The 18,746-nt window shown below is 65.6% G+C and carries 7 protein-coding genes; 3 read left to right on the top strand and 4 right to left on the bottom strand.

Annotation, left to right across the window (positions count from 1 at the left end; all coding sequences use genetic code 11):
• Positions 1-124: 124 nt before the first annotated feature.
• From fadD32 to CH286_RS09770, 3 genes are read left to right on the top strand one after another with little or no spacing between them, the layout of a single operon-like run.
• Complete coding sequence (gene fadD32, locus CH286_RS09760) at positions 125-2,023, top strand: long-chain-fatty-acid--AMP ligase FadD32 (protein WP_032405394.1); 1,899 nt, start codon at positions 125-127, stop codon at positions 2,021-2,023.
• Between the two features lie 42 nt (positions 2,024-2,065).
• Positions 2,066-7,186 (top strand): polyketide synthase Pks13, encoded by a 5,121-nt coding sequence (gene pks13, locus CH286_RS09765; protein WP_094609049.1) that lies wholly within the window; start codon positions 2,066-2,068, stop codon positions 7,184-7,186.
• Positions 7,187-7,189: 3 nt separating this feature from the next.
• Positions 7,190-8,734, top strand: a complete 1,545-nt coding sequence (locus tag CH286_RS09770; RefSeq protein WP_094609050.1) for an acyl-CoA carboxylase subunit beta — start codon at positions 7,190-7,192, stop codon at positions 8,732-8,734.
• Between the two features lie 160 nt (positions 8,735-8,894).
• On the opposite strand, the gene CH286_RS09775 is transcribed toward CH286_RS09770, so the two are convergent.
• The 4 genes from CH286_RS09775 to CH286_RS09790 form a co-directional block, all read right to left on the bottom strand.
• Positions 8,895-9,857: a hypothetical protein gene (locus tag CH286_RS09775; RefSeq protein ID WP_094609051.1), complete on the bottom strand. Its 963-nt coding sequence runs from the start codon at positions 9,855-9,857 to the stop codon at positions 8,895-8,897.
• A 311-nt stretch (positions 9,858-10,168) separates the two neighbouring features.
• Positions 10,169-13,486: an arabinosyltransferase domain-containing protein gene (locus CH286_RS09780; RefSeq protein WP_094609052.1), complete on the bottom strand. Its 3,318-nt coding sequence runs from the start codon at positions 13,484-13,486 to the stop codon at positions 10,169-10,171.
• Positions 13,487-13,561: 75 nt separating this feature from the next.
• The gene (locus CH286_RS09785; RefSeq protein ID WP_094609053.1) at positions 13,562-16,771 is read right to left on the bottom strand and encodes an arabinosyltransferase domain-containing protein; all 3,210 of its coding nucleotides are present in this window, start codon (positions 16,769-16,771) and stop codon (positions 13,562-13,564) included.
• Entirely contained in the window at positions 16,749-18,518 is a 1,770-nt protein-coding gene (locus CH286_RS09790) for a glycosyl transferase (RefSeq protein WP_094609054.1), read from the bottom strand. Before CH286_RS09790 ends, CH286_RS09785 begins: the two co-directional genes overlap by 23 nt.
• Positions 18,519-18,746 lie beyond the last annotated feature (228 nt).

The raw sequence follows: 18,746 nt of genomic DNA on the forward strand, positions 1-18,746 counted from the left end.
CCGGTAGAGCTACTAGTCAGTAACATACAAAGCTGTTCGGTGTCTGCGCTCGTGCAGTCCGGCGTGCGGGTCCACTTCACGCAGGCTGTACGGCAGCGGATTCGTGTCGGAGGAGATTGAAGTAATGAGCCACAATTTCGATGATTTCATCGATGAGAACGGCCACATCACCATCGGTGAAGGGCAAACGCTCGTCCGCCACGTCGAGGTGAACGTTCAAGAGAATTCCGACACGCTGGCGTACCGCTTCGTCGACTACTCCCGCGAGCGTGACGGCGAGGCGCACGAGCTGACCTGGGCCGAGTTCGGAACCCGACTCAAGGCGGTCGCGGCCCGTCTGCAGCAGGTCACCCAGCCCGGTGACCGCGTCGCGATTCTGGCTCCGCAGGGCCTCGAGTACGTGGTCGCCTTCTTCGGCGCGATCTACGCGGGAACCATCGCAGTGCCGCTGTTCGACCCGGACGAGCCCGGCCACACCGACCGTTTGCATGCCGTCCTCGGTGACTGCAAGCCCAGCGCCATCCTCACCGCAGGCAACTCGGCCGCGGGTGTGCGCGCGTTCTTCCGTGCGCTGCCCGCCGCAGAGCGTCCCCGCATCATCGCAGTGGATGCCGTCCCGGACAGCGTGGGCGAGACGTGGGTCGAGCCGACGGCAACGCTCGACGACATCGCCTACCTGCAGTACACGTCGGGCTCGACGCGAACCCCGGCCGGCGTGGAGATCACCCACCGTGCAGTCGGCGTCAACGCGCTGCAGATGGTCGACAGCATGGAGATCAACCACGATTCGCGTGGCGTCACCTGGCTGCCGATGTTCCACGACATGGGTCTGCTTACCGTCATCCTCCCGGCGCTCGGTGGCAAATACATCACCATCATGAGCCCGCGCGCGTTCGTCCAGCGCCCGTGGCGCTGGATCAAGGAACTCGCGGCGGTCTCCGACGGCGCAGGCACGTTCGCCGCGGCACCGAACTTCGCGTTCGAGCACGCCGCCCAGCGCGGACTGCCGAAGAACGGCGAGAGCCTGGATCTGTCGAACGTCATCGGTCTGATCAACGGCAGCGAGCCCGTCACGACGTCGTCGATGAAGAAGTTCAACGACGCGTTCGGCCCCTACGGCCTGCCGAAGTCCGCCATCAAGCCGTCCTACGGCATGGCCGAGGCCACGCTGTTCGTCTCGACCAGCAAGCACGCCGACGAGGCCAAGGTCGTCTACGTCGACCGCACCGAGCTCAATGCGGGCAACTTCGTGGTCGTCGCCCCCGATGCACCGGGTGCCATCCCGCAGGTGTCCACCGGAACGGTCGCCCGCAGCCAGTGGGCCGCCATCGTCGATTCCGAGACCGCCACCGAGGTTGCCGACGAGCACGTCGGCGAGATCTGGTTGCACGGCGAGAACATCGGTCAGGGCTACTGGGGTCGCGAGACCGAGACCACCGAGACCTTCCACAACAAGCTCGTCCACCGCAACGCCGAAGGCTCGCACGCAGACGGCGCTCCCGAGGGTGGCAACTGGATGCGTACCGGCGACTTCGGCGTCTATCACGACGGCGAGCTCTACATCACCGGTCGCGTCAAGGACCTCGTCATCGTCGACGGCCGCAATCACTACCCGCAGGACCTCGAGTTCTCGGCCCAGGAAGCCAGCAAGGCTCTGCGGCCGGGCTTCGTCGCGGCGTTCGCCGTCCCGCTCAATCAGCTCCCCGACATCGTGTTCGAGTTCAGTGGCGCAGCCCTGACGAAGGACTCGGACGACAGCTCCGAACAGCTCGTCATCGTCGCCGAGCGCGCCCCGGGCTCCGGCAAGGCCGACCCGCAGCCGATTGCCGACGAGGTGCGTACCGCGGTGTCCGCACGTCACGGCGTCACGGTGCGCGACGTCCTCCTCGTGCCTGCCGGTTCCATTCCGCGTACCTCCAGCGGCAAGATCGCCCGGCGGGCCTGCAAGGCCGCCTACATCGAGGGCACGCTCCGCGGCGGATATCAGCAGACGGCGTTCCCGGACGCCGAACTGCCCGACTGATCTCTGGGCCTCCCGTTCCTTCGATACATAGCTTGGTGAGTGATGGCTGAACAAGAGACAGACAAGATTCAGAGTGCGGACGGGACGGACCTCACGGTCGCCCAACTGCGGGATTGGCTACGCAACTGGGTTGCGGACGCGACCGGGCAACCGGCGTCGGCCATCTCCGACGACCGTCCTATGGAGGAATTCGGTCTGTCCTCTCGCGATGCCGTCGCACTGAGCGGGGAGATCGAAGAGCTGGTGGGGGTCACGCTGACCGCCACCGTCGTCTACCAGCACCCCACCATCGCCTCGCTGGCCAAGATCATCATCGAGGGCGAACCCGACGAGCCGGTCGGCACCGTCGACGATGCGTTCTACACCGGCGGCGAACAGTCGGGCGACGCACACGACGTCGCGATCGTCGGCCTGTCGTCTCGCTTCCCCGGCACCGGGCACACTCCCGAGGAGATGTGGTCACTGCTCATCGAGGGCCGCGACGGCATCACCGATCTGCCCGACGGCCGCTGGCAGGAATTCACGTCCGATCCCGTCATCGCTGCCGCCGTGGCCGCGACGGTGACCAAGGGCGGTTACCTCGACGACGTCAAGACCTTCGACGCCGAGTTCTTCGCGATGTCGCCCAACGAGGTCGTCAACGTCGATCCGCAGCAGCGGCTCGCGCTGGAACTGACGTGGGAAGCGCTCGAGCACGCACACATTCCGGCCAGCTCGATCAAGGGCAGCCAGGTGGGCGTCTTCATCGGCAGCTCGTCCAACGACTACCAGCTCATCGCCGTCAGCGACCCGGCCGTGCACCCCTATGCGCTCACCGGCACGTCCACGGCCATCGTGGCCAACCGGGTGTCGTACTTCTACGACTTCCGCGGGCCGTCGATCGCCGTCGACACCGCCTGCTCGTCCTCCCTGGTTGCCGTGCACCAGGCGGTGCGCAGCTTGCGTACCGGCGAATCCGATCTGGCTGTGGCGGGTGGCGTCAACATGCTGCTCGCGCCGCCGATCACCGTGGGCTTCGGCCAGACGGGTGTGCTTGCGCCCGACGGCAAGATCAAGGCGTTCTCGTCCGACGCGAACGGCATGATCCGCTCCGAGGGTGGTGGACTCGTCGTCCTCAAGCGACTCGAAGACGCCGAGCGCGACGGTGACGACGTACTCGCCGTCATCGCCGGATCTGCGATCAACCAGGACGGCCGCTCCAACGGACTGCTGGCACCGAGCCCGGACGCGCAGGCCGACGCTCTGCGGTTCGCGTACCGCGACGCCGGTATCAACCCGTCGGGCGTGGATTACATCGAAGCGCACGGCACCGGAACCATCCTGGGCGATCCCATCGAGGCCGATGCTCTCGGTCGTGTGGTGGGCCGAGGCCGCGACGCCGACAAGCCGGCCCTGCTGGGATCGGCGAAGACCAACTTCGGGCACCTCGAATCTGCCGCGGGCGCAGCAGGATTGATCAAGGTCGTCCTCGCGATGCAGGCGAACAAGCTGCCTGCGTCGCTGAACTACGTGGGCCCCAACCCGTACATCGACTTCGACAAGGCACACCTGAAGGTCATCCCGGAGGCCACCGACTGGCCGCGCTACACCGGCAAGGCCGTCGCAGGCGTCTCCGGCTTCGGCTTCGGTGGCACCAACGCGCACGTTGTCGTGCGCGAGTACGTCCCGGGTGAGACCGACGGCGCGTTCGACGCCTCGGCCGTCGACCCGGAGGCGGCTCTCGTCGAGGGCCTCACCGATGTGGCCGGTGAGGAACTGCCGATCGTTGCCGATCCGGAGCCTGTCGTGTCGGAGCCCATCGTGTCCGCGGTCGAGACGACCGATCCGGTAGCCGAGGCCGAGACCATTCTGGCCGAGACCACTGTGTCCGATACTGAAACCGGCTCGGAGACAGTGATTCTCGCTGTGTCTGCTGCTTTGCCGTCACGCCGTAAGCGGGCCGCATCGGAGCTGGCCGACTGGCTCGAGACCGAAGAGGGCAGCACGACGCCTCTCGTCGACGTGGGCCGCACGTTGGCTCGCCGTAACCACGGGCGTTCGCGCGCAGTGGTTCTCGCATCCACCACGGCCGAGGCCATCGCCGGATTGCGCGCCATCGCCGCCGGCAAGCCGGGCCCCGGCGTGTTCTCCGCGGATTCACCCGCGTCCAACGGCGCGGTGTGGGTGTTCTCCGGCTTCGGCTCGCAACACCGCAAGATGGCATCGCGGCTGTACCGAACCAACGCCGTGTTCGCCGCCGAGGTGGACAAGGTGGACGAGCTGCTCGTCGACGAAGCCGGCTATTCCATCCGCGAGATCATCCTCGACGACTCGCAGACCTACGAGTTCGAGAACTCCCAGGTCGCCATCTTCGTCATCCAGATTGCCTTGGCGGCAACACTTCGCGCGCACGGTGCCGAGCCGTCCGCCGTCATCGGACACTCGATGGGCGAGGTCGCGGCAGCCTACGTCGCCGGAGGTCTCAACCTCGAAGACGCCGTCCGCATCATCTACGCCCGCTCACGGCTGCTGGCCGAGGGTCAAGACGGCCTCGGTGCCGCCTCGCAGGGTGCCATGGCGCTGGTGGAGTACACCCCCGACGAGGTCAAGACCCTCACTGATCAGTTCCCGCATGTGGAGCCCTGCGTCTACGCCGCACCGACGCACACCACGGTCGGTGGGCCGCGCGCCGAGGTCGAGGCTCTCGTCGAGATGGCCGAGGCCGCAGGCAAAATGGCTCGACTGCTCGACGTCAAGGGAGCCGGCCACACCGCGGCAGTCGATGTGCTGCTCGGCGAGCTGGCTGCCGAACTGGCCGGAATCGAACCGGGCAAGCTCACCGCCGGGGTCTACTCGTCGGTCGATCGTGAGGCGCACTATCGCGTCGGACATGCGGCGATCCATGGCGTCGACTACTGGACCAAGGGCATGCGCCATCCGGTCTGGTTCACCCAGGCCGTCAATGTCGCTGTCGGAGATGGACATACGACGTTCATCGAGCTCGCGCCCAACCCGGTGGCGTTGATGTCCGTGGCCGCGACCGCATGGGCTGCAGGCGTCGCGGACTCGACGCTGATCCCGACGCTCAAGCGCAAAGAAGACGAGGCCGAGACGTTCCTGGCCGCGCTGGCGCAGCTGTACGTCCACGGGCACGCGCTGGAGTTGGCCACACTGTTCGAGTCCGGCCCGTACGCCGCCATCCCGCGAACTGCATACCTGCGCAAGGAGTTCTGGCTCAACTCGCAGGTCAGCTCGAGCGGTAACACCCGGGTGCCCGGCGCACGCGTTGCGCTGCCCGACGGCCGCCACGTCTGGGAGGTTCAGGCCTCGGCCGTCACCGGTTTCGATGCACTCGTCACGGCGGCTGCGTCGCAGGTGTTCTCCGATGTGGCCCTTGGTGTTTCGGTCTCCCATGCTGCAGTGCCGAAGGTGGGCACGGTCGTCACCACACTGACCTCACACCTCGGTGGCGCGTCGGTCCAGGTGCACGCACACGAGGGCTTGGCGTTCACCCTGCTGCACGAGGCCGTCGTCACCTCCGGTGACGTGCGTCCGGAACCTGTTGTCGCCGTCGAGCAGCAGAGCTCGTCGCCCATGGAGGAGTTGCCGGAGGTCGTCGAGACGTTCGGTGACCGTTGGGATCCGAACGGCAATCAGAAGCTCGAAGACCGATTGGCCATCATCGTGGCGGAGTCCATGGGCTACGCGCCCGAGGATCTGCCGCCCGAGGTTCCGCTGATCGAACTCGGGCTCGATTCGCTCAGTGCCGTCCGCATCAAGAACCGCGTGGAATACGAATTCGACATCCCCACAGTGCAATTGCAGGCCGTGCGCGACGCGAACCTGCGTGAGGTGGAGAAGTACCTGCGCTACGCGATCGAGAACCGCGACGAGGTGCAGGCACTGGCCGACCAGCAGGCAGCAGAGAAGGCGGCCGAGCAGGCTGCCGTTGCACCGGCTTCGGTCGAGCCTGCCCCCGTCGAGACTGCTCCCGTCGAGGACGATGCTCCTGCCGCCGACGCTCCCGTCGAGAAGGCTGCCCCGGCTGTTGCTGCCCCGGCGCAGACCGACCTCGGCGGCAAGGAAGCGTTCGCCGAAGCCGCCGGTTCCGACGTCCCGCCGCGCGACAATGCCGAGCGGATGACGTTCGCAACGTGGGCAGTGGTGACGAAGGAATCGGCCAAGGGCATCTTCAACACCCTGCCGATCCTCGACGACGAGACGGCCGAGAAGTTGGCTGCTCGTCTGACCGAGCGGGCAGGCGGCGAGATCACCTTCGACGACGTCCTCGATTCGGAAACCATCGAGCAGCTCGCAGACAAGGTCCGACCGCACCTCGAAGACGGTGAGATCGACGGTGTTGTGCGCAATCTGCGCGCCCGCCCCGAAGGTTCCACCGCGACACCGGTGTTCGCGTTCCACTCGGCGGGTAGCTCCACCGTCGCCTACGAGCCGTTGCTGCGGAAGCTGCCGGCAGGCACGCCGATGTACGGGCTCGAGCGCGTCGAGGGACCCATCGCCACGCGTGCTGCGGAGTACGTGCCGCTGATCAAGGCGATCCAGCCCGAGGGACCGTACGTGTTCGTCGGTTGGTCGCTCGGCGGCATCCTCGCCTACGAGGTGGCGCGTCAGATGGAGCAAGAGGGTATCGAGGTCGCCTACGTGGGGCTGCTCGATACCGTCATGCCCGGTACCAAGATCCCGGACACCAAGGACGAGGTGCGCAAGCGCTGGGAGCGGTACGCGGAGTTCGCCAAGAAGACGTACAACGTCGACTACCCGATCCCGTACGACAAGTTGGTCGACTCCGACGACGAGGGCCAGATTCGGATCATCACCGATCTGGTGAAGCTCAGTGGCGCAAAGATTCCCGGCGGAATCATCGAGCACCAGCGCACCTCGTGGCTCGACAATCGCGCGATCCAGACGGCCGAGCTCAAGGAGTACGGCGGGCACGTGACGCTGTACTTGGCCGACAAGTACCACGACGACGCGATCGCGCTCGAGCCTGCGTACGCCACCCGCGAAGAACACGGTGGTTGGGGACCGGTGGTCAAGGACCTGGAGATCGTCTACGTCGGAGGCGATCACCTCGCGGTCGTCGACGAGCCGTACATTGGAAAAATTGCGGCCCACCTGTCGAAGACGCTCGAGAACATCGAGTCTGCAAGAACCGGAGCGTAGATTTTGAGTGCCACCACTGCCGAGAAGCTGGCCGAACTACGGGCGAGGCTCGACCTGGCCAAGGAACCGGCCGGCGAGATCGGGGTCGCGAAGCGCGCGAAGAAGGGCATCCCCAGCGCTCGCGATCGCGTCAACTCGTTGCTCGATCCCGGCAGCTTCGTCGAGATCGGTGCACTGGTGAAGGCACCCAACGATCCGGGTGCCCTGTACAGCGACGGTGTCGTCACCGGTCACGGAACCGTCGACGGCCGCCCGATCGCGGTGTTCTCGCACGATCAGACGGTGTTCGGCGGAACCGTCGGCGAGATGTTCGGCCGTAAGGTCGCCGGGATCATGGACTTCGCGATCAAGATGGGTTGCCCGGTCGTCGGTATCAACGACTCCGGTGGAGCTCGCGTGCAGGATGCTGTCACCTCGCTCGCGTGGTACGCCGAACTGGGTCGACGTCACGAAGCGCTGTCCGGCCTGTGCCCGCAGATCTCGTTGATCCTCGGTAAGTGCGCCGGTGGTGCGGTGTACGCGCCGATCAACACCGACATCGTTGTCGCCACCGAAGAGGCGTACATGTTCGTCACCGGTCCGGACGTCATCAAGTCCGTCACCGGCGAGGACGTCAGCCTCGACGACCTCGGTAGTGCCCGCGTCCAGGCCATCAACGGCAACGTCCATCACGTGGCAGCCGACGAGAAGGCTGCGTTCGAGTGGATCCGCAACTACCTGAGCTACATGCCGTCGAGCTGCCAGGAAGAGTCGCCGGTGATCAATCCGGGGCTCGAGCCGGAGATCACCGATTCCGATCGCAAGCTCGACTCGTTCATGCCCGACGCCGACAATGCCGGGTACGACATGCACGACATCATTCTGCGTATCTTCGACGACGGCGAATTCCACGAGCTGTCCGGCCAGTCCGCACCGAACGTCATCACCGGATTCGCGCGCGTCGACGGTCGGCCGGTGGGGATCGTCGGCAATCAGCCGATGCACCTGTCCGGGGCGCTCGACGCCAAGGCAGCGGACAAAGCCGCCCGGTTCATCCGCCTCAGCGATGCCTACAACATTCCGATCATCTTCCTCGTCGACACACCCGGCTTCCTGCCCGGCGTAGACCAGGAAACTCTCGGCGTCATCCATCGCGGTGGCCGCTTCATCTTCTCGTTCGTCGAAGCGACGGTACCGAAACTGACTGTGGTGATTCGTAAGTCGTACGGCGGCGGATACGCGGTGATGGGCTCGAAGCAGCTCGGATCCGACATCAACCTCGCCTGGCCGACCGCCCGCATCGCCGTCATGGGCGCCGAGGGTGCCATCAACATCATGAGTCGTAAGCAACTCGCCGAAGCAGGCGAGAATGCACCGGCGCTGCGCAAGCAGCTGATCAACTTCTACAACGAGCATGTCGCAACCCCGTGGATCGCCGCCGAGCGTGGCTACATCGACGCGGTCATCGAGCCGTCGCAGACGCGCCTCGAAATTCGCAAGGCCCTGCACATCCTGAAAGACAAGGAAGTGCACAAGAGTCCGCGCAAGCACTCGTTGCTCCCGATCTAGCCGGACTGGAGGGGGTGGTCCTTCGTACGCGGGGTCGCTCCGCTCCCGTTCGCGTCAATGGACCACTGCACCGGTCAGACGTATGCAAAGGTCCATTCACGCATCCTCTTGTTCGGTGTCAATGAGCCACTGCACCGGTCAGACGTGTCCGGTGGTCCATTCACGCGGTCGATTCGCGCGGAACCATCACCACATCCGGTCGAGGTCTGGCAAGAGCGTGCTGATAGTTCATCCGTAATTCTTCGAGCACCTGGTTCGGCCGATCGCGGATGTCTTGCGGTGAATGGGAAACGACGATCAGTCCGTGTGCTTGCATTCGGTTGCGTCGTGCTTGTGTCCGCTGGTAGTCGGCCGGTGACAGATGGTGGGTCACGGAATCGACCTCACGTGCCAGTGCCACGGCGTCGATCCACCCGTCGGTGTTGGCGATGAACTCGCCGCTCCGGGCGTAGATGTCGCAGTTGTGTGTCATCGCAGGCAGCCCGCTGGTTCGGTACAGTCGCTGGTCTTCGAGTTCCGCCACCGAGTGCGCGTTGTCGCGCAACTCGCGGAGTACTCGACGGGTGAGCGCGCTGTAGCGACGCGGGCCTTCGGCCAGTTCGATGGCGACCTGATCGATGGTCACGCCGCCCCTTTGGAGCACCTCGGTCAACAAGGCGACGCACCGTGCCTCGGACTTCGCGGCCCGCGTGGCGTCGACCAATGAACGCACCAGGGGAGCAACTCGGATGCTGCCCTTGGTTATCGGCTCGGGAAGCCGCCACGTCCGCTCGGCTCGGACAAAAGACACCGATGCCCGACGCATCTCCGCGGGTAGCAGTAGATGAACCTCCCCGGCGGATCCGTTGGTGCCGTATCCGAACGAATCGAGTCCGACGCAGCCGGTGATCATGCTCTTCGGTCCGCCGTATGCGAGCGCCGCGGCTGACCGCTCGAGCGTCGACGGATGGCCGTTGCGCAGCAGTACGACACCCGGCAGCAACCGCTGCCAAGGACCGCCGGCCGCGCATCTGCCGTCGATCGCTGCGTCACTCACGCCCGCTTCGCGAAGCTGCCGCCGCGTCACGACGCCGGTCGAGCTCAGGTCGAACAATGAAGCTGTGTTCCACAATCGTCTTCTCATGACCGAAGAGTGGAATTCGGCACCGACACGTTCGTAGCGTTTCGATGCTGTCGCCGGTTGTCTGTGGATAGCCGACGATTCTGTGGATGGATTGGCTGCTACCAGTCGCGAGCCGGACGACGCTGTCGGACTCGGATGCTAAGGCCGGCCGATGGAGTCCGCGGGCGTGGCTCCCGGAAAGGTGAATGAACCATCTACGCGCTCAGACGTCTGCAACGGTCCATTGACTCACGACGGGTCGAAACCTGAATGGACCCTTGCACGCTCGAGACGTGTGCAAAGGTCCATTGACGAGGAGCGGGGCCGGGCGGTCAGTCCTCGAATACCCGCAGTTGTCCGTCTTTGTACCAACCCGATCGGGTGACGTCGGCGGTCTCGAGTTCAGCGGGCACCGCGCTCGGGTAGTACTGCTCGTAGCGCTCCAACGATCCCCAGTCCCTGGCCCAGTCGTTTTTCAGGTAGGTGGGAACGGTGACGGGCTTTGCGAGCAGTTCGGACCAGCCCAGTGGACCGCCGTTCTCGCCCGATTGCCATGTGTCGGTGGAGCTGACGGCGAGTGGGCGGTCGGGGAGGATGCGGTATCCGGGCACTTCGGCGACGCCGTAGCGGTGGTCGAAGGGACGTTGGCACGGGAACTGAAGTCCGACGGCCCAGTCGAGCAGAACGGGCTGCTCACTGCCGATCATGGTGTTCAGGTTTTCCATCACCGGAACTCGCGGCGGGGTGAATGCGAGCCATTGGTCGCCGGTGAGGTTGGGGTCGTTGGCGACGATACGGACGGCGTCGGCGTCAGGTGCGATGTCCGCCAACGGGATTCGGAGGTTGCGCCACGAAGGTGCGGGCCCGATGTCGCGGGGGAGGTAGGTGCCCTCGGGCTGGACGGTTCCGTCGGGCTGACGCTTGCCGTATTCGAGCAGCAGTGACTGTCCGTAGGTGAGTGCTCCGGTGTCGTCGTACGACCAGATGCGTCCGGCTGCCGAGAAGACGACCAGGGGTGCGTCGTCGCTCCGAGCGGGCAGTTGGTACCAGCTCGACGTGGCCGACGCGGGTTCCTGGATGCCCTCCTGGTACGAGCCGAGTACCGGGGTGGTGGCGGGGTCGAGACCGAAGGGTAGAGCTGCGTTCGAGCCGTTGACGCCCACGGCTCCGGTACCGCCTGCGGTGCCGGAACTCTGGCCTTCCTCGAAAGCGGGTCCGACGGCCTGTTGGTCGGTATTGCCCTGTCCTGGTTTGACTTCCACGGCATCGGCGCTGAGGTCGCTGGGAATGCCGTTGGCGGTGAAGTTGCGCAGGGTGGAGCTCGATCCGCCGAGCGGGCCTGCGGTGGCATCGAACTCGCCCGGCAACGGGCTGAGGATGCCGGCGTTGGGGTTGGACTCGACGAGGACATCGTTTGCGAGGCCGCACGAATTGCCCAGGACCGATTGCACATTCGAGCGTGCGAGCGAGTACGCGGGGTACTGCGAGACGGCACCCTTGACGAGCGAGAGCACCTCGAACAGCACCATGATTCCGGCGATGACGGTCAGCGGTGCGGCAGCGAACTTTCGGATGCGCTTACCGCGCGCAGACGTCGGCTTCGGCTGTGGCGGAGCGTATCCCTCGCGCAGGTACTGGAAGGCGGCGACGGCAAGGACCAGTCCGAAGAGGATGAGGAACAGGGTGCCCGATTCGTTGCCGCCCAGCGACACCGTCTTGTCGAACCACGGCACGCCGTAGCTCGAGACGTACCAGTAGCCGTTGATGCCCGAGAACGACAGTGCGAGAACGAACATCAGCCCGGCTGCGAACAGTGAGCGGTTGCGCCGCGAACGCAGGGCGCTGGCGGAGACGGCCACCGCTGTCAGGGCGGCGAGCCCACCGGCGATGCCGGCGTAGGAACCGAAGTGGTGAGTCCACTTGGTGGGGTTGAACATCATGAAGAAGATGGTGCCTAGCACGACGCCCAGCAGACGCCAGGCCGGGCCGTTCGCGATGCCGGGGATGCGGCGACGACGCAGCAGCACGAACAGCGTCGTGAAGAGGCACAGGAGCATCGTCAGGAACGCGAAGCGGCGTGCGACGGAGCCGTCGACGGTCTGGACGAAGAGGTAGTAGTACCGCAGGAAGTCTTGGTACCAGGCCTCGTTGGGGCCGATGATGGTCCGAACTCGGGTGGACTCGATGACCGTTGCGTACGTCTGGTCGGCGAAGACCACGACGAGGACGAGCACACCGGCGGCGGCCAACGGTGCCAGCAGGGCGAGGGTGCCGACCTGACGGTGGCGTCTGACGACGATCCGCGCGATGGGTCGTGCGCCGGCGAGAAGTGCTGCCACACACATCAATCCGGTGGGAGCGGCGGCGAGGGTGAAGGCTCCGATGAGACAGGCCGCGGCGGCGGGGAGCAGCCTGCCGGTGGCGATGGAACGCTCCACCGAGCACCAGGTGAGCAGTGCGCCGAGGGCGACGATCGGTTCGGGGCGCAGTCCGTTGTTGTACGGGAGCCAGAAGGCGAGGAACACCAGTCCGCCGGTCCAGAGCGCGACGTTGGACTTGCGTACTGCACGACCGAGGCGCGGAACCACCTCGCGGCTGATCACCATCCAGCACAGGACTCCGGCGATGAGGGCGGGCAATCGCATCCACGGGCTTGCGGTCGAGATCTTGGCGAAGACGGCGAGCACGTCGTAGTACCAGCCGAACGGTGCTTCGGGGACGCCGAACCAGCGGAAGTAGTTGGCCATGTAGCCGGAGTGGTCGGCGGCGCGGGCCATCGTGAGCAGGTAGCCGTCGTCGGAGGTGTTGGCACCGACGAAATGCCACCCCACCAGAACACCGAGGACGGTGACGTCGACACCGGTGAACTTCCACCAGTGGGACGGGAAGAAGCGGCGGTGTGCGCGGCGATCGGTGCCGTCGAGTCGTCCGAGTGCACCGATGGCCAGCGCGGTGCAGGCGATCGCCAGGATCATGATCAGCAACTTGAGCAACGTCGGCGACGACGAGAAGCGGGAGTCGACGTCGACGGTGACGGACATGTCCGCGGGTGCCGCGCCGCTGAGATCGCTGAAGATTCCGACGACCTGGGGGCGCAGATCGCCGTCGAGCCGGCCTTGCAGGGGCTGGCCGTCGTCGTTCGTCAGGCCGGTGAACGCGGCCGAGGTGTACTGGTCGTTCGAGGTGATTTCGATGGCCGCGCAGCGCGTGCTCTGGACGTCGGCGCGAGGTGCCGTCGCGACCACGACGTTGCGATCGAGGACGTCGACGTTCGATTCACCGACGCGCACGAACAAACTGTTCAGCGCAGCGCCTTCACCCTGCGGGGGTGCCGTCGCCAACAGCAGCCCGCCCGACGCGGGGAGCGCGGCGACAGCAGAGCACGGCAGGGTCGCACTGAGGCTCACCGGTGCCTGGGACACCAGCGGGGCGTCCACGTCCTGCAGGAGCCCGTTCTGCGGCCACGCAATGGTGGCGGTGGTCTGCGTGACAGGGGCGAACGGAGTGATCAGTGCGAACAGCACACCGAGCACGCCGGCCACCATGGCGATCAGCCGTGGAATTCGTACCTGAGCACGAAGTTCGTCCGAGGCTCGCAGTGGAGCGGGGACGGGGGGACCAGCTGATGAATCTGTCACGACGTCGGGCACGAGAGTCGATGTTATGCGAGCGTGACGAAGAGGTCACACAGGCACCGTCCCCGTAACCCACCGAAAAACAGGACTTCAGTCTGTTTTCATCGGTCCGTCGCTGGACAGTCCCGACCGAGACTGCTGCTCGACGGCGATCTCGGCCGTCGCGGCGTCAGGGTCGAGTGGCATGTATCTCTCGATCGAACCCCAGTCCCGGGCGTAATCGTCGGCAAGATACGACGGCAGCGTCTGCGCCCCGAGGAGCAGTTCGGTCCAGCCGAGTGGGCCACCGCCGATCGAGTCCTGCCAGGCGTTGGTGGATTCGGCCCCGGTGCGGTCGGGCAGAATCCGGTACTTCGGAACCTCGGCGACGCCGTCCCGATGATCGAACGGTCGCTGGCACGGGAAGGCCAGTCCGACGGCCCAGTCCAGCAACACCGGATCGGTCGATCCGACGAGCGAGTTCAGCGTCTGTGTCTTCGGGACGCGAGGCGGGGTGACGGCGAGCCATTGGTCGCCGGCCAGATCGTTGTCCTCGGCGACGATGCGAACGACGTCTGCCTCGGCCGGTAGATCGCTCATCGGGACGCGCAGATTGCGCCACGACGGCGACGGGCCGATGTCGAGAGGCGTGACGCGGCCCAGTGCCTGGACGTCGCTACCGTCGCGGCGTCCGTATTCCAGTTCGACGCGTTGGCCCGGGGTGACGATGCCGTCCTTGTCCACCGATCGGATTCGGCCTGCGGCGGCGATGGCGATCAGGTCGCCGCGGTCGGTGTCGGAGAGCTGGTACCAACCGGAGGTCAGCGATGCAGGCTCGGTGGCATCGAAGCTACCGAGCACCGGAGTGGTCGCGGGATTCAAGCCGAAGGGCAGGGCGACCGAGCTACCGTTGATTCCGACGTTCTCGTTGGTACCGCCGGAGGTGCCCGCGGAGTTCGACGAGGTTGCCGCCGCGCTCTGTTCGGAGTCCTCGGGTCGGATGGAGTTGGCGCTGCCCTGCGCGGTGTCCTCGGAGTCTGCGGTCAGATCCTGGGCGACGCCGTCGGGCGTGAATCCGGTACTACCGCCCGCTCCGAGTGCGTCCGCTGCTGGGTCGATCGGTTGTAGCACCGATCCGTTGACGTCGGTTTCCACCTGCACGTCACCGGCGAGTCCGCACGAATTTCCGGCGAGAGCCGAGAAGTTGGAGCGGGCGATGGAGTACGCGGGGTATTGCGCCACAGCGCCTTTGGCGAAGGAGAGCACTTCGAAGGCGACGACGCCGCCGGCGACAATGGTCAGTGCGGACGGCGCGAATCGGCGTCGTGTGGTGGGTTCTTTTCTGCGATAAGGCAATCGGACGTGCTGGTAGGCCGCGTAGAGGAGCGTCAGAACCGTCAGGCCGAGCAGGATCGTCGAAAAGCCCTTGCCGGCAATGGACGGCGGCTTGTCGAACCACGGAATTCCGTAGCTCGACACGTACCACCAGCCGTTGGAGCTGGTGAACGCCACCGCCGTCAGGAACAGAACAGCGGCAGTGAACAGTGTTCTGTTGCGTGGAGATCGTACGGTCGCCGCGGTGACGGCCACTGCCGCCAATGCGGCCAGCGACGCCGCGAGACCGGCGTACACACCGAAGTGGTGGGTCCACTTGGTGGGGGTGAACATCATCAAAGCCAATGCGCCCAGGATGATTCCGAGTATCCGACGCGACGGCCCGGTGGCGGTGCCGGGAATGCGTCCGTTCTTGCGGAGCATCACCGCGATGCACACGACGATGCACAGCAGCATCGCGAACATGCCGAATCGTCGGGCGAGGGAGCCGTCGGGTGAGATGGTCATCAGTGCGTCCCAGCGCACGCGCTCTTCGAACCACGGCACGTTCGGTCCGATGGCCGAGCGCACCCGGGTCGCTTCGAGCACGGTGCTCAGAGTCTGGTCGGCGAAGATCGCGATCAACACCGCCAGTCCCGACGCGACCAGCGGCGCGAGAACGGCGAGCAGACCCACCTCCCGAGCCCGCTTGACCACGATCATCACCAACGGGCGCAGCCCGGCGAGCAGGGCGGCGACGGCTATCAACCCGGTGGGTCCGGCGGCGAGGGAGAAGGCGGCGATCAGCGTGCCGACCGCGGCTGGGAGCAGTCGTCCGGTAGCGATGGCGCGTTCGATCGAGCACCACGTCAACAATGCGCCGAGAGCGATGATCGGTTCGGGCCGCAATCCGTTGTCGTAGGGGAGCCAGAAGGCGAGGAACACCAGTCCCGCGGTCCACAGTGCGACGCGGTTGGTGAGCACCGCGCGGCCCAGACGCGGGATGACCTCGCGGCTGATGACCAGCCAGCACAGCAGCGCGGCGATGGTGGCGGGCAGGCGCATCCAGATGCTGGCGGTGCTGACCTTGGCGAGGGCGGCCAGCATGTCGTAGTAGGGCATGCCGAACGGTGCTTCCGGGACGCCGAACCAACGGAAGTAGTTGGCCATGTAGCCGGCGTTCTCGGAGACGCGGGCCATGTTGAGCAGATAACCGTCGTCGGAAGTGTTCGCGCCGATGAAGTGCCACAGCACCAGCACACCCACCACAACGGCGTCGACTCCGGTAACGGATTTCCAGCGCGAGGGAAGGAATCGTCGGTGGCGTCGCCCGTCCATGCCGTCGAGTCGATGCAGCGCGAACAGGGAGGCGATGACAGCGAGTGCGCCGACGATCATCGCCAGCAACTTGAACGTCGTCGGAGTGGAGGAATAGCGCGAGTCGATGTCCACGCGCACGTTCAGGCCGTCGACCGGTGCCGTGAGATCGGTGAACACGCCGACGACCTGGGGCCGGATGTCTCCGTCCACGGTGTTCGCGTTGCCGTCGAGGTCGACGACCGTGCGAGTGGCGTTCGACGACACGGTCAGCGCGCAGTTACCGCTCAGCTCGTCGACGGGTGCCTCGGCAAGAACGCGATCGCGCAGCAGCACCTGCAGTCGGCCGTCGTCGACCCGGACGATCAGTGCCTTCTGCTCGGTCTTCGCAGCGGCGATGGGTGCGGTGGAGACCAGCGTGCCGCCGTCGGTGAAAGCAGTGGCCGCGCTGCACGGAACGGTTGCCTCGAGGTCGACGGGCGAGTAGCTCACCAACGGGGCGTTCACGCTGCCGAACGAGCTCTGTGGCCACGACAGCGTCGCGACGTCCTGCTGAACCGGCAGCAGGGGCGTTGCGATGGCCAGGAGTGCACCGATGATTCCGGTGACGATCGCTATCAGCCGGGCGGTCTTGACGTTCGGAGCGGTCTCGGGCACGCCGACGATGCTATTGGACGAGCGTCCGCACATCCCACACCCACACGCCACCGGTGTATTGCGGCTGGACGCCGAGCAGTTCGGTGACGGTGGTGCGCAGTGCAACGGTCCGCTTGCTCGGCGGCAGTACGACCACGTCCGCCTCCCAGAACGTCAGATCCTCGACGGCCTGCGCACGTTGATCGTCGGTTATCTCCGGGACAGTGCCTTGGTCGTACACCGAGCCCAGCAGCAGTGCCGTCGGCCGGTCGACGGCTCCGTACTTGGCAACCTTCTCTTCTTGATCACTCGGTCCGACGAAGTATCCGGCTGCCAGCTTGAAGCCCATGTCGGCGTCCATCTGCCAGCGCAGCGGGCGGGCGTCCTCGGGCCGTGGCAGGGGCACGGTAACGACGGAACCGTCGTCGACGTAGTTCTCCCACTCGCCGTCGGCGAAGAACTCCGGCGTCGGAGATTTGTCGACGGCAACCAGCGGCGTCGGGATCAGCGGAACGAGTGCGAGGGCGAGTCCGGCGATCCAGAAGGCAGGCAGTGGGCGCAGTCCGTTCCGGAACGTCCGATCGGTGGCCAGTACAAGCAGCAGGGCCAAAGCGGGGACCGCACCGAGGGCGAAGCGGGTCTCGAGGACGGATTCGACGAGTGGGTACTCGGCGAGCTTCGTCCACGGCAGGGTGATGCCGGTGTCGTTCTTGCCGATCATCAGCGTCGCACCGAGCGAGAGCACGCTCATGACGATTGCCGTTGCCGCGGCGGCACGGGCGCAGGCGACGCGCCACATCCACACGGCAGCCACCAGGCACAGCACCAGCAGCGGCCACCCGAAGTACGCGTTCTCCTCGGTGGCGTTGATGCGGACGTTCTGCCCCGGAGTCGCGACGCCGCCGATCGATTGCGTCGGGAACTGGAACAGGGCCTTGGCGTCGTTGCCCATCGGTCCGTGTTCGAGAAAGGAATACGACTGTGGTCCGAAGAACTGCCACCACAGCGGAAGCGCGACGATGGCCAGCGCGATCGTGGCCGATACAGCGAGCCGGGGCACGGCATTGCGAACAGCCGGCCACAGCGAACGTGGCCGGGTCACGTAGTAGGCGACGGCAAAGATGGCGAACGACATCGCGAAAATCAGCAGCGGCTCTTCGCCGAGAAGGATCTGCAGCGCGACGATCAAGCCGAGCCCGACGGTGTTCTTGGTGGTTCCGCCGCCGTGGGCGATGCGCGTGACCAGCATCGCGATGACCGGAAGCAGGAATAGCACCACGAAGTTGGGGTGCCCGTTGGCGTGGGAAATTGCTCCGGGCGCGAAGCCGCACAGCGCACCGCCGATCGCGGCCGCACCCTTGGAGGCGTTCAGCTGACGCGAGAACAGCCAGTACCAGGCGAAGGAGGTTCCGGCGAGGCCGGCGGTGAGGGCGATCGCCCAGGTGACGGTCGGTCCGAAGAGCAATGTGATCGGGGCCAGGGGTATCGAGATGCCGAACATTGCCGTGTTCGCCATCAGATTCACCCCGAGCGGGTAATTCTGCAGGTCACTCGACAGCGGGTTGTCCAGATGCGCGACGGCATGGGCGGCGACGGAGAAGAACCACTCCCACATCGTCTGGTCCTGGCCACTGTTGTAGAGGTAGCCGCCGCTCAGATTTCGCCACTGGCCCTGCAGGACGTACACCGCGGCCACAAGGAATCCCACCGCCGCAACAGCGTCACCGCGCCCGACGCCGGAGTGTCGAGCCGGTGCCGTGGTCGGCTGCCGCTCGAGAACTCTCTGGTCGTGGGTGGTCATCGCGTCGAGGTTACAGAAAGATCACGGCAGGCGGAAACCTGAACGACGTGGGTCACACCGTTGGGTGGGAGCCTGCCCGCTCTGTGACTGGAGACCCCCGGACTTGTTCCCAGTCATAAAATTCTGGCCCATTTATCGAATAATGCAGTGATATAACACAACTTAAGTCTACAAAAAGAACTTGAAGTATGTTTCGGCAGCAAACCTCGGTCCGGGCGCTTGTTTGTT

The sequence above is a fragment of the Rhodococcus sp. WWJCD1 genome (assembly GCF_002258735.1).
Lineage (GTDB): Bacteria > Actinomycetota > Actinomycetes > Mycobacteriales > Mycobacteriaceae > Rhodococcoides.